Below are 19,390 nucleotides of genomic sequence, written 5' to 3'. Positions count from 1 at the left end.
CTATCAGTTGGTCACGGCGTAGGCGTCGGAAAACCCTTCGCCCTTGATTTTGCTCAGCAATGCTTTGCGTTCTGAACTGTTTTGCGCGGGGCCGACCAGCACACGCCAAAAGGCTTTGCCACCGCTTTCGCCGCGTTTGATCGTTGGAACCAAACCCGCGGTGCGCATTTGGCTGGCAGTCCGTGTCGCGTTCGCTTCGACCGAAAAGATGCCGATCTGGATGAACGGTTTGTCCAGAGTTGACCCCGTCGGACGTGGTGCGGGGGCTGGTGTCACTGGCGTTGTCGGAGCCGCCGCATCGATTGCCGCCGCAGCACCTGCAATCGGATCAAGCGCTGTTTCCTGAACGTCCGCAGGTTGGCTAAGCTCGCCTGCAGCCGCAATTTCGGTTGCGGCGGGTTCAACGGCGACTTCTTCTTTGCGCAGTGCCGTGACATTCAATTGCGCCGGTGCGCCGGCCAGCATGCCAAGCGCTTCGGCGGCATCGGATGAAATCTGCAAGCGTGGACCCGGAATATCCCGTTCGCGGCGGAACAAGGCACCAACGACAAATTTGTTGTTGGTTGAGTTGCGGATGATCACCCGCTCCGGGTCCGTCACGTCTGGGTGTGCGACCCAAACGCCGCCCAGCGACGGGCGACCATCCCAAAGGCCTGCTTCGGTGGCCGAAAACACCTCGGGGGCTTCGACGTCGCGTTCGGTGGTTTTGGTTGTTGCACCACTGCGCGGAGCGGCGGCAGTTGTGCCATCGCCCCGTAATTTCTGGCCTAAATTGAATTGGCCCGTTTCATCGCAGCCCGCCAAAACGACGGCCATTGCCAATGATGTGATACCCAATTTGGCTTTTGTGCCAATGTGTTGAAATAAAATTGCGCTGCCCATCGCCTTTGATCCCTGCCTGTCATTTGGCGCTGCTCGCGCCCATTATTATATGGTGTTTTGCACACCTTTTGCGCCAATTTTGGCACGATTTACGCGCCCTCAAGAGGACGGTTTGGACGCACTCTAGCGCGCTCGCACGCATCTGAAAAGGCAACTGATTGAGCGTCGGCAAAAAACCCCATGTTTTCATTGAATTTGTTGGGCATTACCCAATTGCAGAATCAATTCCGCCGCATTAGGAACATCGCTGTCGGAGGAGTGGCAGAGTGGTCGAATGCACCGGTCTTGAAAACCGACGAGGGTGAAAGTCCTCCCAGGGTTCGAATCCCTGTTCCTCCGCCACTAGGCTTTCTAGCTGGTTGATTTTACAGAATTTACTGTTTGCAGCGGGACGTGTGACGCGGCGGGGCAACTTCGGATACAAAAACTCGAACGTCTCAATTTCGGTTTTTTGCCAAATGAAAAACACCCAATTTCAAGACTGTATTGTGCTGGCGACTGACACCGAACAGTGTCAAATCCTGATCGCGCGGTTCGATCGGGCGGGCAGCAACGCGCGTCTGCAATTGGCAGATCATGCGCAAACTTTGCTAGGCCTTGAACCGCAGACTGTCGGGCGTGACGCCGCTGGCGCACCGGTTTGGTCGGGTGATCTTGGCGGATCTTTCAGTCACTGGCGCGATTGGAGCGCATGCGTTATCGCCAAAGGGGCCGCGGCTGACTTTGGTATCGACCTGGAAGGCATCGTTGATGAAGCCACAGGCGCAGTCATCCGCGCCGAAGCATTGGACGCAGCCGAAGCAGAGTTGATCGACCAAAGCCCGGTGCCACGGTTTGTCGCCGAAACCTTGGTTTTTTCAGCCAAAGAAAGTTTCTTTAAGGCGGCTTTCCCAAGGGTCGGGCGGGTGTTTGGGTTTGACGAGGTCCGTCTGGTTGCGCCTTTGAGCGCGGATAATTTGACGCTGCGGGTGTGCCGTGGGTTGGCCGATCTTGGGCCGGGTTTTCACGTCGACGTGCACTGCAAAATCTATGACGGCTTTGTGCTGACGTGGTGCGCCATTCCCCGTTAATCACCGGTCGCCATGTAGGCCTTGAGGCTGAGATGCGCCAAGGAAATGACCCTGTTGACCCGTGCTGGCGACAGGTTGAACCGCAGTGCTATGTCTTTTTGCAGTTCGAACCGCAGGCGATGCGCCAGAAAAATCTGCGAATCCCGTGGTGGCAATTTGGCAAGCCCCTCCGCAAAGCGCTGCAAGGCCTGTGTGTCCGATACTTTCTGCTCGGCCCCCGGCCTGTCACACGGCAAATCGTCATCCAAGGCCAAAGGCACTGACTGTTCGCGTTTGTCACGCCGCAACTGATCCAGTGCCAGATTGCGCACGATCCGCCGCAAAAATCCGCGCGGATTAAGGATATCCATGCTGACCGACGTGCTGTTCAGGCAGCGCACGGCGGCGTCCTGCACCACGTCTTCGGCGCGATCGCGACTGCCGATAATGCGCATGGCGTCACACAGTAACATTTCGCGCTCATCCGTTAGATGATGCAGCAGTTTTTGGCGCGTCAGAGCGCAGCCAGAGATCGGTTGAGAAGGTGATTTAGTCATATTTCTGCGCAACAAGGGACGGACACGTCGTCTGTGTCTGCCGAGCGCGAGAGCTAAGTTGACTTGGGGTCTTATTACCATTTATCGCCGGACAACTGCAACGCTAAGCGTCACCCGAGAAGGCGATTTTTCGCCCATAGCGGGAATTGGCCGCCGCCAGAAAACGGCGACGGCCGCTGGTTTTATTCTGCCGCCATGGCAGAGGACGTGGCCAGTTCACCAAGGCTTTGCGCAATTTCGTCAGAGCGCAGGGCCAAAACGGACAGCAACGTGTCGCTTAACCCGTGCGTGGGCTCACTATAGCCTTGCACAAAAATCGCGGGGTCAAACCCTTCGGACATGGGCAGGCGGTAATCGCGGCGCGGCGTTGATGCGGTCTGCCACCGCGAAAGATTGGCCAGCACAGAGCCGCCCAATGCCCGACGATACCCCGTCGCGAGAACCACCATGTCGTAGGTTTCGATGTGCTGGCCGTTTGGGCCGGACAGGCGTAACGCGATTTGATCGCCGCGCGCCTCTGCGCCAAACACTTTGGTTTCGGACCGCAATGCCAGCCTGTTGTGGCCGCGCACGTCCTGTTCGTACAACATGTCATAAATCTGCGCGATCAGATCCGCATCGGTCACCGCATAGTTGGTCGCCGCAAGATTGCGCAACGCAGCGGCGCGTTCATCCGCGTGCAAAGCGTGAAAGCGGTTGGTTTGATCGGGGTCAAAAACCTCGTTCACAAACGGCGTGTCATCGGAGGGTCGTATCGCGCGCGCACGCAGGATCATATCGACCTGTGGCTGTTCTGCTCGTTCAGAGAGATCGGCGAAAATCTCGGCCGCACTTTGGCCCGCGCCAATCACGGCAATACGCTGGTCCGGTTTTAGCAAAGGCTGCACATGCGATAGATAATCACAGGCATGGATCACGCGGTCATTGCCGTGCACGGCGTCGAATGTGTCCGGCCAATAGGGCGCGCCACCGGGTGCCAAAACCAGATTGCGTGCAAAGTGTCGCGTGGTGGTCCCGGCGCGGTCTTTGGTTTCGAGTGCAAGGTGCGTCACGCGTTGGCCAAGCATCACCGGAACCACTTTGGTGACACGACTGTCATAGCGACAATTGGTGAACTGCGCAGCGGCCCACGCTAGATAGTCGTTGAATTCTTCGCGGCTGGGAAAGAACGTTTTACGATTGATGAACCGCGACAGTCGCCCCTTGTGTTGCAAGTAGTTGAGAAACGAAAAACCACTGCACGGATCGCGCAACGACACCAGATCCTTGAGAAACGACACCTGCATGTCAGCGCCCGGGATCATCATATCGGGATGCCACGCAAAGGCTGGTTTGGAGTCTAAAAACAAGGTGCTCAGGGACGTATTGCGTTCCTTTAGTGCGATCGCCAGCGCAAGGTTCGACGGTCCAAAGCCTATGCCGATCATGTCGAGGATTTCGGGATTTGTATCAGTCATCATTCTTCTCCTGTGCGACGTAAACGGGTGAGGGACAGGGACAGTGGCGCGCCCTGATCGGTGTCGCCTTGTCCAGTGTCGGGTCGTGCCCATAGGCGGGATTCAAAGAAATGTTGGCGTTCTAGGCGCACCAGCGTCGCGCGTTTGTGGGCGAAATCAAAATTACGCACATGGGCGAATCCGCCGCGCCCCAGGTTTTTCAACTGCTTGAGGTGGCTTGCTTTTGGTTCGCCGACGACGGCTTGGGTGCGCGGTTCGGCCAGAAACATGTAGTGCATCAACGACGGCATCCACGCCGTGACATAATCGGCACCGCGCAGGTCAGGATCGCCGATCAAAACGTGCCAACCACGGTCCCACGCATCCGCGTCATACTGCCCGCCAATCCGGTTTTCACGCGCCCAATACAACTCGAAATAGCCAAAGTCACGGCCATCCAGACTGCCAATCAGGGGCAACATATGCGGATCAGCGGTCAGGGTTTGCAAGTACCGACGGTGTTCTTCCAGCGTGCCGCTTTCTTCAAAAAACTCGGCGATGCGCGGGTCGTTTTGCCAGCGGTGAAAGATCGCTAGATCGTCCATCGAAGCGGCGCGCAATTGCAGATGTTGGCCCAGCCACGGAATGAAGCGGCGATACAGCAGCCCCACGGGTTTAGGTGGACGCACCGGATGACGGCCATTTGGGCCTGCATCCCAAAGGGTCGGAAATGGCGGCGCGGCGTGCATCAACCACCGGTCAGGAACCTGCCAAAAGGCGGTTGGCAAAACGACGGTTTGCGCGCCAATGCGCAGCGCGGCACCCATTGCAATCAACCTTGGCAGCAGTGGGGCCCATGCGTCGCCTGTCAGTGAAATCGTGACCTCGCCGCCCTGCGCGCTGAGGGTTTCAAAAGCGGCCAAGGCAATGGATACGGCCATGTCCTGTGGGTGCCCTGTCGGCGCCCGCAGGCTCAATCGCCCGTCTTTTGCATCATTCAGCGCCAGATTCAGCGCCAGTGAAATATCGTCGCCGACCAGCACGTTATCACCGCAGCGTCGGGCCTGTAGAACGTGTGTTTCGCTGTCATCAAAAGCCATTTTTCTGTCCTTTCATTTGGTAATTTCGGGGGTTGCGGGCAAAAACCGCAACGCGCGTTCGTCCAACGCAAACGCCCAGCGGATTGCGCGATTTATCGCAATTGGCAACACGGACATGTGCGTCTCGTCGGGGTAGATTTCAAAGCCGGCGTTGATGCCGCGATCTGCCAAAATTTGCGCGAAATCTTGGGCGGCTGCCACGGTTCGGGTTTGTGCGGCCTTGACCTTGCGATCCGCTGCGTCGGGGCCAAAATCCTGAAACGGGGCAAGCTGATCGCCCTCCCATTCGCCCGCTGACAGATGTACGCGGCGCACATTCTCAGGTGCTGTGAACCGTTCTAGGTGGCCCAGTAAAAAGCTGTCTTCCCACGTGATCGCCGGGCTTGCCGCAATCCAGATTGAAAAGGCGTCCGGGCGCGTGAACATCAACCAAAGGGCAAACAAGCCGCCAAAAGAATGCCCGAACAGCGCCTGTTTTGTAGTGTCCAAGCACAGTTTTCCCGCGAGGAAGTCGGTCACGTCTTCTAACAGAAAACGCGCCATTTCTGCGCCGCCACCGGTCTTGACCTCTGGTCCGTCAGGATGAAACGGCGGATAGGTTTGCCCCGGTGGCGGCCCAAGATCCCAGCTGCGGCGAAAGGAATCGTAAGGCGCGTCGGTGGGGTATCCGATCGCAATCAACGCCCCCCAGCCGATGTTGGTTCCGGTTGGCCAAAACGCTTGCGCGCGCATGGCGTCAACCGCGGTGCCGATGACGGCGTTCCCGTCAAGCAGCCACAGCGCAGGCCAGCCCGCCTCGGGTGCCTCGCCCGGTGGGATCCACAAAAAGACGCGGCGGACGGCGCCGGTTTTGCGGTCTTTCAGGTCGAACCAGCGGGTCCCACCGCAGTCTGCCAGGCCCTCGGCCACCAAGATTTGCGTCATGCCGCTGCCGCCTGCGCGACGTGCAGCGCATCCTCTAGATCGCTGGCCAGCGTGTCGTAGGGTTCCAGACCGGCAGCCAGACGGATCGTGCGCGCGCTGACACCAAACCGCGCGAAGGAATTGGCCGAACCTGCCAGCGCGCAGGCGGCTTGACCGGGCACGATCAAGCTTTCGGGACCACCCCAGCTGACACCGATCCGAATGTGGCGCAAAGCATCGCAGAACCTCTGAACATCGACGCTGGTCGCCAGATCAAACGCGAACAACCCGCTGAACCCTGTTAACCCCTCGGGACGTGTCGCAGCCAGACCGGGGTGGTGCACCGCAGTGACCGCTGGATGGCGCGCCAAAAATTGCGCCAGCGCCAGCCCATTTTCCATGTGACGTGCCATCCGCATGTCCAGTGTTTTCATGCCACGCAGCACCAAAAATGCATCCATCGGCGACATGCGTCCGCCAAACAGATGGGTCGCCTCGTGGTCAATTTTTTCGATCATCTGACGTGGGCCGGTGACCAGCCCGCCAAGGGTATCGCTGTGGCCCGACAGATATTTTGAGGCCGCGTGAACGACCAGATCAATCCCCAAGTCATGGGGCTGCTGAAAGATAGGAGTCGCCCAGCTGTTGTCGATCACCGATGTGACGCCCAAATGACGCGCTTGCGTTGCGATGGCCCTCAGGTCTTGCAGGCGAAACGTCCAGGACGTGGGGCTTTCCAGATAGACCAGACGCGCGCCGGACAGGGCGTCGATCATGGCTTGCGTGTCGCTGCCATCGACGTAAATTGTCTCAACTCCGAAGCGCGCCAAAACGGTTTCAAACAGGCGATAAGCGTCTGAATACAGATGCTTGACCGCGACGATGCGATCGCCGGATTGCACAAATGGCAGCACCGCGCCGCAAATGGCGGCCATGCCTGACGAAAACCCACGCGCGGCTTTTGCGCCCTCAAGGCGGGCGATCAGGTTTTCTAGTTCGCCAACCGTGGGGTTGTCGCCGCGCGAGTAAATGTAGCGGTCTGAACGCCCGGCAAACACGTCTTCTATCTGCGCATAGTTGTCGAATAGAAACGAGCTGCTTTGAAAAATGGGGGTCGCACTGGCGTCATGCGGCGCGCGCGCAGATGGCGAAATAAGATCGGGTCGATACGGGGTGTCGGTCATACGGAAACTCCTGTGGATTGCAGTGAATTCGGGGTGGTGCGCAACGTGATAAAGGCCAGCATTGCCGCGATCCAAGCAGCGATCATGACCGCCAGCGCTATGCCCAAAACGTCAAAGCCGGGGACAAGCAGCGCCACCAACGGCCACAGCAACCACCCCATCGGGGCAAGCCCAAGCACGGCGGCAGCACGCGGTCGGATCGTCGCCTGAAGGCTGATTTGAACGCATAAACGCAGCGCAATGGCGGGCAGGGCAATCGCCAAACACCGCAGCAAAAGCGTCGCGTTTTCTAGAATGCCCGGATCGGTGACAAAGACGCTGACCAGTGGCTGGGCGAAAAGGAAAAACAGGATCGCGAGCGTCGTCGTCACCCCAAAGCTTTTCCATAAAATCAAACGTAAGGTCATAGCAAACCGCTCAGCATCGCATCGTCCAAAGGCGTGAGACAAGATGGGCTGCACACCAATTGCAAAGCCTTCTAGCGGCAACATGACGACAAAAATTAACCGCAATGCGATGCCTAAGGCGGCAACCGATCCGGCACCGTCAAACCCGGTGGCGAGGCGCAGTAGCGCCATCAAGCTGAGGGTGGTAATTGCGACGGATGCGGCCTCTGGCATGCCGACGCGCAACACAGGGCCCAACAGGCGGGCAGTGCCGATTTTCGGGCGGCGTGCACGGTTTGAAAAATGCCAAGCCCAGACCGCCAGCGTGATGATTTGCGCGCATAGCGTCGCCCACGCAGCGCCGGGCAGACCTAGATCAAACCCAAAGATAAACAGCGGATCCAGCAGAATGTTAAGCCCGAAACACAAGGCCAGTGTCTTCATGCTGAACTGTGCGTTGCCGCGCCCAATCGCTAGAAAATCGCATTGAATCTGCAAGATAGCGCAGCCAATCGTGATGGCTTGTACGCTCAGGTAGGGGCGGGCGACATCCAGCATTGCGCCCTGTGCACCCAAAAGGCGCAGCGCGGGATCCGCGAACAGCAACAAACCGGCGACGGCGCAGATTGCCAATGCGGCCGCAACCAACAGCGCCAAACCAGTGACCGCGCGTGCCTCGTCGGCGTCACCTGCGCCAAGGGATCGGGCGACAGAACTGGCAGCCCCGATGCCCAGCCCGATGCCTGCGGCCGCAATCAGCCCTGCCATTGGGGACAGCAACAACAAGGCCGCCAACGGCTCGGTGCCCAAACGCCCGACAAACGCCGCGTCCACCGCCTGATGCGCAGCGTTCAACGACAAACCTGCCATCGCCGGCAAGCCCAACCGCCACATCAGCCGCTGCACGTTTGGATCAGACAGTTCGATGTCAGCCATGTGTTTCTCCTGCTTCCTAATCACAGGACGCGGGGCGGCACGGGAAATTCACCTCTGAGGAAAATTATTTTGAAAACGGTGAATTTTGCAGGGGCTGGCACGTCAGCAAGGAAACAGATGAAAGGAAACGAACATGACAAACCCCGAAGCGAGGCAGCGCCTGTGGTTGGTTTTGCGCAACACCGAGGGCCGTTATTCGGTCGCGCGCGCATCTCACCCGGTTCCGGCAGGATGGAACCCGGTTGGGCAGCCCGCTCCACGTGCCGATTGTTTGGCGCAGATTGGCAAAATCTGGACCGACATGAGGCCACAGGCACTGCAGGAGACACTGTCATGAGCGAAGATTTCGTAAACGCTTTTGGCACGCCTTTAACCTTGATCGAGCGTCGTATTTTTGCCCATGAACGTGTTGGGCAATTGGCCCCGTTCCAGCCAGAAATTTTGATTCTGACGTTTGATGACCGGTTTGAATTGACGCAGTTGGTCGCCGCCATAAACCGGGTGCTCACCACCCATCCGGCGTTTATTGCGCGGTTTGAAACCCAAGCCGGAGGTGAAGTTTTCCGGCATTATGACGGGGAAACACCACTGATCGTGCGCGGGACTGGGTGTTTGGATATGGCTAAATCAGGGGCCGCAGATCACCGTCCACACGCGCTAAAACAACCTGCCTTTGCAGACCTGTGGTACGACGGCGAGGGCACGTATATTTTGGCATTGGTCCTGCACCCGATTTTGGGTGATGATACGACGTTTGGGTCGATTGAGGTTGCGTTATGTGCAGCCCTTGATTTGGATGATTTGCAGCCAACATCTGCGCCTAACCTTATGATAGAAAACAACGATCCCGTTGCTTGTCGTGCCAATTGGCGTGACCTAATGGGCCGCCATGCGATTGCGCGTCTACCACATCGCAATGACGCGCCCGAGGACGCTTCGGGCACTGCCACACGCCTGATCCGCCACCTGGATTTCCCCGCAGACGTGACGGATTTTGTGACGTCATCAGGTGTGTCTGCGACCCTTGCAACAGCACTTGGGGTCGCGTTGCGTCGGTATGGCAATGCACCTGAATTGCGGTTCGTTTTGGCCAAGCCTGACAGAGCGACGCAGGCGCGCAGCAATGATGTGCACCCGATCTGTTTGACGCCGGACCTTGAGGCGCGGTTTGCCCAAAACGCAGCGCAGACGGCCCAAACCATCGCAATGGCCAAGGCGCGTTACGTTTCGCCCGAGACGTTGACACAAGACCAGCTGGCGCATGCCGGGGCAGATGCCTACCCGCTGGGCGCGATTTCGCTGCACGTGCGCCACAGCCGTGATTTGCCCGATGGGATCACCAGTTGCGCGCGCCCGATGCCACCCAGCGCCGAAGAAATCGTTCTGATCGTCGATCAATCGCCTTCAGGGATCAATATCACCGCGGATGCGGATGTCACCCTGTTCGAACCTGCGATGATCGACCGGTTCTTGCACCATCTGCTGCGGATTTTGCAATGCGCAATGAGCACGCCGCAGCTGCCCGTTGGCCAAATCCCTTTGGTGAACAAAGGCGAACTGAGCGCACTTTCCGCGCCCTATCCCGACGACGTGGCGATTGATCCACGCGCCACCCACCTGATCATCGCCGAGCATGCGCAATTGACACCAAACAAAACGGCCGTGATTTGTGGGCCAGACCGCCTAACACACGGTGATCTTGACGCGCGCGCCAACGCACTGGCGCATCGCTTGATTGGCATGGGCGTAGAGGCCGAGATGCCCGTGGCTGTTCTGGTCGAGCGCGGCGTGGATGCCATTGTCTGCATTCTTGCGGTGCTCAAGGCCGGCGGGGCCTACATTCCCGTCGAACCGGATCACCCCAGCAGTCGCAATCACCACATCCTGACGGACGCCGGTGTCGTGGTGATTTTGACCCGTGCCAGCTATCGTGACCGGCTGCCTGTTGGGCTGACGGCCCAAGTTGTGTGTCTGGAAACCGTCGCGGATGTACCCCGCCAAGACGCGCCGGTTCTTACAATTCATCCCGACCAGCTCGCGTACGTAATGTACACCTCGGGATCCACCGGCAAACCCAAAGGCGTCGCGGTCGAGCATGGCCCCTTGTCGCATCACAATCAAACCACCTCGCGTGTTTATGAGATGAGTTCGGACAGCTGTGAGTTACCGTTTCTGCCGTTTTCCTCGGATGGCGGGCATGAACGCTGGATGGTCCCGTTGATGGCAGGGGGCACGGTGGTGATCCCGCACGGGCCGCTTTGGACGCCAGAGCAAACGCTGACAGCGCTGCGCGAACACGGCTGCAACAACGCGTCGATTCCAACCACATATTTGCAGCAATTGGCGGAATGGGCGCAGGAAACCGGCACCGCTCCGCCCATGCGATTGTATTCGTTTGGCGGCGAAGGTTTGGCCAAATCCACGTTCGATCTGCTCAGCCGTGCATTGAATGCAGCAACGTTGATCAACGGCTACGGACCAACCGAAACGATCATGACGCCAATGGTGTGGAAGGTCGCGGCTGGAACGCAGTTTGACGGGGCATACGCCCCGCTTGGGCGCGCTGTGGGGGACCGGCGCGCTTATGTGCTGGACGAAGGGTTAATGCCATGTCCTCAGGGGGTTGTGGGCGAAATTCACCTTGGTGGCACCGGTGTTGCGCGTGGTTATATCGGGCAACCACAGACCACGGCGGATCGGTTTATTCCTGATCCTTTTGGCCCTGAACTGGACGGAACCAGCGGTGCGCGCCTGTACCGAACTGGCGATCAGGGACGCTGGCGCGAAGACGGCACAATCGAATTCGTCGGCCGTGTTGATTTGCAGATCAAGATCAACGGTCACCGGATTGAACCCGGCGAAATCGAGGCGGCATTACTGGCCGAACCCGATGTGACCGAGGCGCTGGTTTTGCTGCGCGGTGACGCGGATGCCAAGCGACTGATCGGTTATGTCACGGGGCCTGCAGAAACCGCGGGCGATGCCTTGCGTCTGGCGTTGGAAACCAAATTGCCCAAGCACATGCTGCCCGAGGCGGTTGTGGTGCTGGATAAAATGCCGATCAATCCGAATGCCAAACTTGACCGTGCGGCCTTGCCTTTGCCACAGAGACGCCGCCGCCAAACTGCGCGGATCGCGCCGAAAAACAAGGCTGAAACGGACATCCTGACCCTCTGGACTGACCTGCTCGGGCTTGACGATTTGGGCGTCACCGATGATTTTTTTGCTGTGGGTGGTAAATCGCTGCTTGCGCTCAAGGCACTGGCGGGGATGCGCAAGCTGTGGCCGCAGACGGCTTTGACCATCGCCGACTTCTTTGACGCGCCGACCGTCAGGGCGATTGCCGAACGCATCGAGAATGCGGGGCAAACCGGGCGATCCGCAATTGCGCTGCGCGCCGGCGGGACGCAGCCCCATTTGTACTGTTTTCCGGGCTTATTGGTGTCGACCCGTGAATACTTGCGACTGACCGATTTTCTGGGGCCAGACCAGCCGGTCACAGGATTTCTGTGCCATTCCCTGAACGAAGAAAAGCACCTGAATGTTTCGGTCAAAGAGGTCGTGGCCCCTTACGTCGATCACATCCGCACGCAAAGTGCAGGCGCGCCTGTTGCGTTCCTTGGGTGGTCGTGGGGCGGTCTGTTGGCGTGGGAAGCCGCGCGTCAATTGCGGGATGTGGTGGATCTGAAAATGGTGGGCATGGTCGACGTCTGCGATCTGGGAACCGACTTTATGCCCGGTGTGCCGCCGTTCTTTGAAGCGGGTGAACGTGAAGATCTAGAGGCCAATCTACGCGCCTGGTTGGCACGCACGCAGATGCGGGCGCAGTGGGATCAGTTGATCGATGTGATGGACGGCGAATGTTACGGACAATTCTTGCGGTTCATCGCCAATGAGGCAGAGCCCTTGCCCGTCGATGGCCCCGAAATTTCGAGCCGTGAACACACGTTCTGGGTGTTGATCGACAACGCGCTGGTGTTTCGCCGTCACAAAATGACACCGCTGGATGTGCCTGTCGCATCGTTCAGTGCGGGCGACAGTTTAAGCCGTGGTTTGAACCTGATGGACTGGCGCAAATGGTCTGCCAAAGCCTCAGCCGCCGAGATCGTGAAAGGTACCAATCACCTGCACATCATCGGCGAGCGTGCCTTTCATGAGCGGTTCAAAGACCGGATGAAATCTGCATCAGACCCGGATTAGGATCGGTTTTAGGGATGAACCGGCGCACGCTTGTGGGCTGTGCTCATCCCTCGTTCCGTTTCATTTGTTGATGTTCGTCCTCGATCAAGCCGATCTTCCAATAGCCCGAAATGTAGCAGTCATTTTTGGGGGCCTGCCGGTCGTTGCTGATGTAGTTGCGCAGGGCCTTGATCACGCCGCTTTCGCCGGCAATGCAGGTCTGAACCACCCCTTTTGGCCAATCCCAAGCCTTAACCTGTTCAACCAATTGCAGGCTGGACACCTGAGCATTCGGATGAACCAACCAATGCTGACGAATTCCAATCGGTGCGGCAATGAATTGGGCGTCATCGGGATGGATGATTTCGAAAAACGCATCGCCAACGGCATCCTTTGGCAGTGCCTCAAGGGTGGCGGCCGCGACCGGCAAGGCGGACATGTCAGCCACAACCAGATAGTGATCGGCGTAAAATTCGGTCAGCTTGACCAGACCCGGACCGGCAAAGCCACAGAAGGACCCGACCGTTGCACCACGCGCCCAAGCAGAGGCCGGACCAGTGTCGCCATGATCGACAAAATCAATGTCCATTTCACCACGTTCGGGGCGAATATGGCGCACAGTATAGGTGCGCACGTCCGGACGTGGACCGTCGATCAGTTGCGCGGCAAAATCGTCTTGTGATTGATCCGGTTGGGGCAGGAAAAGTTTGCAATTTGCACCCGCACATCCCCCATCCATTTCTTTGATTTCATCACTGTGCAACGTCACGCGGATCATGTTCGGGGTGAGGTGGCGCGCACTTGTGACGTGCAACATGCGTGGCGGTTTTTTTGGTGGCTTCAAGGCGGTATTCCTATTTTCTGATCTTTTTGACAGCTGTCAGGGTGGCCTGATTTTGCATGGTTACGGGTGTATTTGTTACGGGTGTATTTTAATTCCTGACTATTATAATCAGGTAATCCGTTCCATGCAAGTCAGCCAGCACATTTTAACCCAAAATGACAATCGGGCCGCAACGATGCATGGAACGCCAAAGGCCCTGCAGGCCTTTGGAAACCTTGATGCCTTCCCGCCGTTCTTAACGTGTGTCTTGCAATTTCACAGAGCCGCCGTTGAGGAAAACCGCCTTTGTGAACAGGGTCAAATCAAGCGAATTGGGCAGGCGAACATCGTCAATATCGGGCATTGGTTTTGTCGTCGGATCATAGGATCTGTCGATCTGGGATATCATGACAACACTTGTGCCCGCCGCCTTGGCAAAGGATTTCAACGCCGTGACTTGGGTTGCAAGAACGGGGTTTGCCCGGTTTTGATCCAAGAGTTGCAGATAGTCTATGACCACAAGGCAGCCGCGCGGCGCATGGGCCAGTTGTTTGATGATGTAATCGGCGCAAATGTCGTCTGACGTGTCCAAAATCAGCCGATCATCCGTTGCGATGACGCCCAAATTAGCGAACTTTTCCAGCATTTCCTTTTGCGTGAATTCTAATGAGAAAAATGCGGCCTGACGTCCGGCTTTGATGGCCTCGACCACCAGTTCAATACCGAGCATTGTTTTGCCATGACCGGGCCGCGCCCCAAGCAGCACCAAGTCCGAAGCACCTAAGGCGTCAAGGATTTTTGCCGCAGGGTTGCGATCAGCAAAAGCGGCGGCAAGCCCGCTCCAGCTTGTGTAACCTTTGTGTTTGGCGATTGCGTTCAAGGCTTCGTTCAGCGGAACGCCGCTTTGACGCGCGTGCAGTTTTGCTTGGCGTTTCAAGTGGTAGATCGGAACAGATAGTTTCACGTGAAAAACCTCCTATTACGAGCGGTGATCACAATCCCTCCTTATGCGCGTGCTCGAACAGTAGGTTCAAAAGATGCTCACCCGACATGTCGTTTGCTTTCCCATCGGAGGGGGGAGGCGCGGGGGGCACCTGTGTTTAAATCCTAGGGTTTGGCGGCATGCATTGCAAGGACAGGCGGTCAATGGCCAGGCTTTTGGCAAAATCAAATGCGCGGTGTGCAGACCAGATCACTTCAAAGGCGATAGCCACCAGCCACGCTGAGGATTTCACCAGTGATAAATCCGGCATCTTCGCTGGCTAGGAAACGAACAACACGCGCGATGTCTTCGGGTTCGCCCAATCGCCCGAGTGCGGTGTCCTTCAGGAACAGCGCGTTCAATTCATCTGGGCGCGGATTGTCCGCAACGGTTATGGCACCCGGTGCCACCGCATTGACGCGAATACCTTGCGGGCCCAATTCCTTTGCCATCGCGCGTGTCCAAAGGTTCAGCGCGGCCTTGCTTGCTCCGAAAATTGCGGCCGTTCGAGGCGGTAGAACCGCATTTATCGACGAAATATTCACGACCGATGATCCCGGTTTTAGATAGGGCAAGGACGCTGCCAAAAGGTCACTTGGGACCAGCACATTTACGTCCAAAATCGCCCTTTGTGCAGCGCCATCAAAACTGTCTTTTGGTGTGCTGTGCGCCAAGCCTGCATTGTTGACAACAACGTCCAAGCGCCCAAAGTGTTCGATGGTTTTGCGAACAACTGATGCGCAACTCTGGTCTTGGGTCAGATCACTTTGGATCGCTAAAATGTCGTCGGGCAACCCCTTGGGCGCGGTAGAATTCCAGACCACAACGACATTGTGATCTTTGGCGAGGTTCAGCGCAATTGCCAATCCGATCCCGCGCGTGCCACCGGTGATTAGGGCTGTTTTTGTCATGGAAGTCATGGAAAATGTCCTTAATTGCGAGAAACGACTGCTAACAGCGCAGGATTGACCGTTAAAACGGCGGTTCGGCATCATGCCGCCGATCGATGCCGACACAGCAATGTGACTTCTTGATTGCCGACGCTTTGGTCTAGCATACTGCGATTATACATGCATTGGAGACATCAAATGAAACGTATCGCTCTCATCGCTGCGTTCGCGCTTAGCCCGTTTGCGGCTCAGGCTGACGGACACGCAGATATGTCGTTTTTCATCACATCTGCGGGTCCTGGTGACGGCGCGAACCTTGGTGGGTTGGACGGTGCTGATGCGCATTGTGCGGCCCTTGCCGAAGCCGCTGGTGTCACGGGCAAAACATGGGCCGCCTATCTGTCGGCTGACGGTGTGAACGCGCGTGAACGGATCGGAGAGGGGCCGTGGGTCAACTACAACGGCGTCACCGTAGCGAGCGATCTGGACAACCTCCATGACGCCGAAGCCAACGCGCTGAACAAAGAAAATTCGATCTCGGAAATGGGCGTGCTGATCAATGGTCGTGGCGACTCGCCTAACATGCACGACATCCTGACCGGCTCTGACGCGGCGGGCATGTCCACAGGCGCAAGCTGTTCGAATTGGACATCCAATGACGAAGGATCGGCAACCGTCGGGCACCATGATCGCACGGGCGGCGGCGCTGATCCGACCTCTTGGGTGGCATCACATGAATCGCGCGGTTGCTCGCAAGAAGACCTGCAAGGCACGGGCGGCAACGGCCTGTTCTACTGCTTCGCTAAATAGTTGGAAAACGCATTGCCGGACCTATAGTATCGGCAGTGCGATTTGATTTTCGACAAAATCACGCAGGGGTCATCGCACCGCCTGCGCATTGGCATTGTGACAAGAGAAAGCGACATGATTGACTGCCCAACAACCCGCCGAACGTTTCTAGCCGCTGCTGGTGCAATGATCATGACCGGTGCATCGGGGCTGCGCATTCCGGCGCGCGCACAAGGCATTGCGCCGACGAAAACGATGCGGGGTGGATCCAACAATTACATCGCCGGTGCCCCGATTGTAGACCGGATTGGCAGCGGCGGTTTTTGGATGACGGGCACGGTTTTGCGCGCTGGCGACGGTGCCCCGCTTGCAAACCAGCGCATCCAGATTTGGGCGCACACCACCGAAGGGCACGAGCGCGATCCACAAAGCCACGGTGCGACGCTGACGGATGCGAACGGCGTTTTCCGCCTCGAAATGCCGCAAATTGTTCCTGCATTTGGCCAAGCCCACGGTCATCTCGCCTATGACGACGATGATTTTGAAACCGTGTTTCTGCGTCCCGTCATGCGAGATGCGCGTGACACGAGCCTGAGCGCGGATTTTGTCCTGAAACCGGCCTAAAAGACGTGAACAGCACTAGAACGTTCCTGATTTGGACGGCTCTTGCGGTGGCTGTTGGTGTGCCGGTCTTTGCCGCTGCGACAAGCCCATTGCTTGCGTGGCGATCCCCGGTTTACATCGCGGCTGGGCTTGCGGGCGTCATCGCGATGGCCTTGATGCTGTTTCAGCCATTGCTGGTCGCAGGTTACGTGCCGGGTCTGCCTGCAAACCGTGCGCGATATGTGCACCGTTGGGTCGGCGGCACGCTGGTCGCCGCGGTGGTGATCCACGTCGCGGCCTTGTGGGTGACAAGCCCGCCAGACGTGATTGATGCGTTGCTATTTGTGTCCCCAACGCCGTTTTCAGTCTGGGGCGTCATCGCGATGTGGGCCGTCTTTGCCTCAGCAGGGTTGGCCATGATGCGGCGGCGGTTGCGCTTGCGTGTTTGGCGGCGCGCGCACACAGCCCTCGCGGTTACGATTGTCATCGGCAGCGTTGTTCATGCCCTGCGGATCGACGGAACGATGGAGCCGGTTTCAAAAGCTGTGCTGTGCCTGCTGCTGTTGCTCGCGACGTTAAAGGTGGTTGTGAAAAAGCAGGTTTGGACGACACGCGCCCGCCAAAAGCCGTAAGGATTGTTGTGAATAATGCCTAACAATCCGGCAGTGCGTCGCATTCGGATCTTTCGCGCGTTTGGGACAAAATGTGCTCTCGCGCCGTTCATCGAATTCATCTAACACTCGACCCATGCCCATGATCCTATCCATCGTTTATCGCCTGATCACGCCGTTTGCGTTGATGATTGCAATGACGGTGTCCGGCTTTGTGCATACGGGGGCACGTCCGGATATTTCGCCGGAACTGGCGGCTTATGTCGCGGCCGGTGGATCGCTTGCTGACATCTGCGGCGGCTCTGGCGAACAAGACGGAGCGCGGGGGGTAAAATGCGATGCCTGCCTACGATTTGGCGCAGCTGTTTTGCCGCACACCTGCCACAGCGCACCCGTGATCCTGTCCGATCAAACGCGCCGCTTGTCTTTTGTTGCCAAACGCATTCTTTACACGCGTCCGCTTGATCCGACCTGTCTGGCGCGCGCGCCACCCCAAGCCTGATCTCAATCCTCAAGAGTTCAAATTTTGCCTGCCTTTGATGCGGGCCAACAGGCTTGGAGCCAAAACATGACACCTACAGACAACACCGTGCAGCCTGACGGCGGCGTGAGCAAACTATATTTTGCGGCGTGGCGCTGGCATTTTTATGCCGGACTTTTTGTCATTCCTTTTCTTGCCATTCTAGCGATCAGCGGCGCTGCGATGCTGTGGATCGCGTGGATCGACGGGCGCGACGGCGAACGCACGCGCGTCTTTCCCAACGAATTTACCGCACCGGTTTCAGTTCAGGCCGACGCCGCGATCGCCGCGATCCCGGATGGCGCTTTGGTGCAATACGTAGCCCCGCGCACCAATGACGTGGCCGCGCTGTTTCGCGTTGATGTTCAAGGGGATGCGACGATGGTCGCTGTCGATCCCTACACGGCAAATGTCATCGAAACCTTTCCACGCCGCAGCGGCTGGTATGACTTTGCCGACAACATCCACGGCGAATTGATGCTGGGTGTCACGGGGGACCGGATGATTGAAACGGCCGCATCCTTGGCGTTGGTTTTGATCGCAACCGGCCTGTACATGTGGTGGCCGCGCAAGGCGGGTTGGCGCAGAGCGCTTGTTCCCAGCTTTGGTCGCGGGCGTGCAATGTGGAAATCGCTGCACGGTGTCGTTGGCATCTGGCTGTCCTTGTTTCTGGTGTTGTTCCTTGTCTCTGGCCTGTCGTGGGCTGGTGTTTGGGGCGGCAAAATGGTGCAAGCCTGGAGCCAGTTTCCAGCCGAGAAATGGGACAACGTGCCGCTGTCCGATAACATCCACGCCAGCATGAACCATGATCGGCGCGAAGTGCCTTGGGCGCTAGAGCAGACCCTGATGCCGGCCTCTGGCAGCGACGTGGGAACGGTTGGTGTGACGGCTGGGCACGTCACGCTAGACACTGTGGATGCACTGGCGCGCAAGATCGGTTTTGACGCCCGCTACCAACTGAATGTGCCGCAATCCGAATTCGGGGTCTGGACGCTTAGTCGTGATTCGATGAGCACCGACAGCACGGATCCGATGTCGGATCGAACCGTGCATGTTGATCAATACACCGGCAAGATTTTGGCGGATGTGCGCTATGCGGATTATTCGCTAGCGGGCAAAGCAATGGCCGTCGGCATCGCACTGCACATGGGCACACTGGGGATCTGGAGCGTCCTTGCAAATTCGCTGGTCTGCTTGGCGGTTCTGTTCTTATGCGCCAGTTCCATTGTCTTGTGGTGGAAGCGTCGTCCGGCCAAATCAGGCCGTTTGTCAGCGCCACCAATGCCCAAGGACATGCCGCTGTGGCAAGGCGCTGTTTTGGTCGGTTTGGGCGTCTCACTGGCGTTCCCGATGGCGGGGCTGGCGTTGCTGAGCGTCCTTGCCGTAGACGGGCTAATCCTGTCGCGCCTGCCAGCGTTGCGCCGCAGTTTGACCTGAAAATGACCATGCACCGTTTTTTTGTGACAGGAGTGGTGCATGGCCATTCAAGAATGCGGGGGACAGTGCCACGCAATCATTTCAGCCAGCTGGTGGCAAAAACAGGTCCCAAGTTATTGGGGC

At 57.8% G+C, this 19,390-nt stretch carries 18 protein-coding genes and 1 tRNA gene; 9 read left to right on the top strand and 10 right to left on the bottom strand.

From position 1 onward, the window contains the following. Window positions 1-3: 3 nt before the first annotated feature. On the bottom strand, window positions 4-816 hold the full coding sequence (locus ACFIO0_RS11075; protein WP_390915321.1) for an SPOR domain-containing protein: 813 nt from the start codon (window positions 814-816) through the stop codon (window positions 4-6). Between the two features lie 318 nt (window positions 817-1,134). Here ACFIO0_RS11075 and ACFIO0_RS11070 point away from each other — a divergent pair. Both ACFIO0_RS11070 and ACFIO0_RS11065 read left to right on the top strand, forming a co-directional pair. Continuing rightward, window positions 1,135-1,224 (top strand) — tRNA-Ser (locus ACFIO0_RS11070). A gap of 116 nt (window positions 1,225-1,340) precedes the next feature. After that, on the top strand, window positions 1,341-1,952 hold the full coding sequence (locus tag ACFIO0_RS11065; protein ID WP_390910459.1) for a 4'-phosphopantetheinyl transferase superfamily protein: 612 nt from the start codon (window positions 1,341-1,343) through the stop codon (window positions 1,950-1,952). On the opposite strand, the gene ACFIO0_RS11060 is transcribed toward ACFIO0_RS11065, so the two are convergent. From ACFIO0_RS11060 to ACFIO0_RS11035, 6 genes are all read right to left on the bottom strand, one after another. Further along, complete coding sequence (locus ACFIO0_RS11060; RefSeq protein ID WP_390910458.1) at window positions 1,949-2,488, bottom strand: sigma-70 family RNA polymerase sigma factor; 540 nt, start codon at window positions 2,486-2,488, stop codon at window positions 1,949-1,951. The two genes, ACFIO0_RS11065 and ACFIO0_RS11060, sit on opposite strands and share 4 nt — an antisense overlap. 182 nt (window positions 2,489-2,670) lie before the next feature. Continuing rightward, window positions 2,671-3,945 carry a SidA/IucD/PvdA family monooxygenase gene (locus ACFIO0_RS11055; RefSeq protein WP_390910457.1) on the bottom strand — a complete coding sequence of 425 codons (1,275 nt, stop codon included), beginning with the start codon at window positions 3,943-3,945 and terminating at the stop codon, window positions 2,671-2,673. Continuing rightward, complete coding sequence (locus ACFIO0_RS11050) at window positions 3,945-5,024, bottom strand: GNAT family N-acetyltransferase (RefSeq protein WP_390910456.1); 1,080 nt, start codon at window positions 5,022-5,024, stop codon at window positions 3,945-3,947. The genes ACFIO0_RS11055 and ACFIO0_RS11050 overlap by 1 nt, the downstream gene beginning before the upstream one ends. A 12-nt stretch (window positions 5,025-5,036) precedes the next feature. Beyond that, complete coding sequence (locus tag ACFIO0_RS11045; RefSeq protein ID WP_390910455.1) at window positions 5,037-5,948, bottom strand: alpha/beta hydrolase-fold protein; 912 nt, start codon at window positions 5,946-5,948, stop codon at window positions 5,037-5,039. After that, window positions 5,945-7,111: a PLP-dependent transferase gene (locus ACFIO0_RS11040; protein ID WP_390910454.1), complete on the bottom strand. Its 1,167-nt coding sequence runs from the start codon at window positions 7,109-7,111 to the stop codon at window positions 5,945-5,947. Before ACFIO0_RS11040 ends, ACFIO0_RS11045 begins: the two co-directional genes overlap by 4 nt. Beyond that, window positions 7,108-8,433: an MATE family efflux transporter gene (locus ACFIO0_RS11035; RefSeq protein WP_390910453.1), complete on the bottom strand. Its 1,326-nt coding sequence runs from the start codon at window positions 8,431-8,433 to the stop codon at window positions 7,108-7,110. Before ACFIO0_RS11035 ends, ACFIO0_RS11040 begins: the two co-directional genes overlap by 4 nt. Window positions 8,434-8,566: 133 nt before the next feature. On the opposite strand from ACFIO0_RS11035, the gene ACFIO0_RS11030 reads away from it, so the two are divergent. Both ACFIO0_RS11030 and ACFIO0_RS11025 read left to right on the top strand, forming a co-directional pair. Beyond that, window positions 8,567-8,770, top strand: a complete 204-nt coding sequence (locus ACFIO0_RS11030; RefSeq protein WP_390910452.1) for an MbtH family NRPS accessory protein — start codon at window positions 8,567-8,569, stop codon at window positions 8,768-8,770. Then, entirely contained in the window at window positions 8,767-12,633 is a 3,867-nt protein-coding gene (locus tag ACFIO0_RS11025) for an amino acid adenylation domain-containing protein (protein WP_390910451.1), read from the top strand. Before ACFIO0_RS11030 ends, ACFIO0_RS11025 begins: the two co-directional genes overlap by 4 nt. A 43-nt stretch (window positions 12,634-12,676) precedes the next feature. Here the strand turns inward: ACFIO0_RS11025 and ACFIO0_RS11020 are convergent, their stop codons facing one another. The 3 genes from ACFIO0_RS11020 to ACFIO0_RS11010 all read right to left on the bottom strand — a co-directional run bounded on the left by ACFIO0_RS11020 (window position 12,677) and on the right by ACFIO0_RS11010 (window position 15,337). Then, window positions 12,677-13,456, bottom strand: coding sequence for an SIP domain-containing protein (locus ACFIO0_RS11020; protein ID WP_390910450.1), 780 nt, complete (start codon window positions 13,454-13,456; stop codon window positions 12,677-12,679). Between the two features lie 235 nt (window positions 13,457-13,691). Continuing rightward, a complete protein-coding gene (locus tag ACFIO0_RS11015; protein WP_390910449.1) occupies window positions 13,692-14,399 on the bottom strand; it encodes a DNA helicase in 708 nt (235 codons plus the stop codon). Between the two features lie 233 nt (window positions 14,400-14,632). Then, the gene (locus ACFIO0_RS11010) at window positions 14,633-15,337 is read right to left on the bottom strand and encodes an SDR family oxidoreductase (protein WP_390910448.1); all 705 of its coding nucleotides are present in this window, start codon (window positions 15,335-15,337) and stop codon (window positions 14,633-14,635) included. Window positions 15,338-15,505: 168 nt separating this feature from the next. On the opposite strand from ACFIO0_RS11010, the gene ACFIO0_RS11005 reads away from it, so the two are divergent. The 5 genes from ACFIO0_RS11005 to ACFIO0_RS10985 all read left to right on the top strand — a co-directional run bounded on the left by ACFIO0_RS11005 (window position 15,506) and on the right by ACFIO0_RS10985 (window position 19,267). Beyond that, a complete protein-coding gene (locus ACFIO0_RS11005; RefSeq protein WP_390910447.1) occupies window positions 15,506-16,117 on the top strand; it encodes a hypothetical protein in 612 nt (203 codons plus the stop codon). Window positions 16,118-16,231: 114 nt separating this feature from the next. Next, window positions 16,232-16,720 carry a twin-arginine translocation pathway signal gene (locus ACFIO0_RS11000; protein WP_390910446.1) on the top strand — a complete coding sequence of 163 codons (489 nt, stop codon included), beginning with the start codon at window positions 16,232-16,234 and terminating at the stop codon, window positions 16,718-16,720. A gap of 5 nt (window positions 16,721-16,725) precedes the next feature. Continuing rightward, window positions 16,726-17,331 carry a ferric reductase-like transmembrane domain-containing protein gene (locus ACFIO0_RS10995; RefSeq protein ID WP_390910445.1) on the top strand — a complete coding sequence of 202 codons (606 nt, stop codon included), beginning with the start codon at window positions 16,726-16,728 and terminating at the stop codon, window positions 17,329-17,331. A 121-nt stretch (window positions 17,332-17,452) separates the two neighbouring features. Next, the gene (locus ACFIO0_RS10990) at window positions 17,453-17,812 is read left to right on the top strand and encodes a hypothetical protein (RefSeq protein ID WP_390910444.1); all 360 of its coding nucleotides are present in this window, start codon (window positions 17,453-17,455) and stop codon (window positions 17,810-17,812) included. 66 nt (window positions 17,813-17,878) lie between these two features. Continuing rightward, window positions 17,879-19,267, top strand: a complete 1,389-nt coding sequence (locus ACFIO0_RS10985) for a PepSY domain-containing protein (protein ID WP_390910443.1) — start codon at window positions 17,879-17,881, stop codon at window positions 19,265-19,267. Window positions 19,268-19,390 lie beyond the last annotated feature (123 nt).

The organism is Pseudosulfitobacter sp. SM2401 (assembly GCF_042932805.1).
In the GTDB taxonomy this organism is placed as follows: Bacteria; Pseudomonadota; Alphaproteobacteria; order Rhodobacterales; family Rhodobacteraceae; genus Ascidiaceihabitans.
Note: the sequence above shows the minus strand (reverse complement) of the source record. Positions and strands in the feature narration are given on the sequence as shown.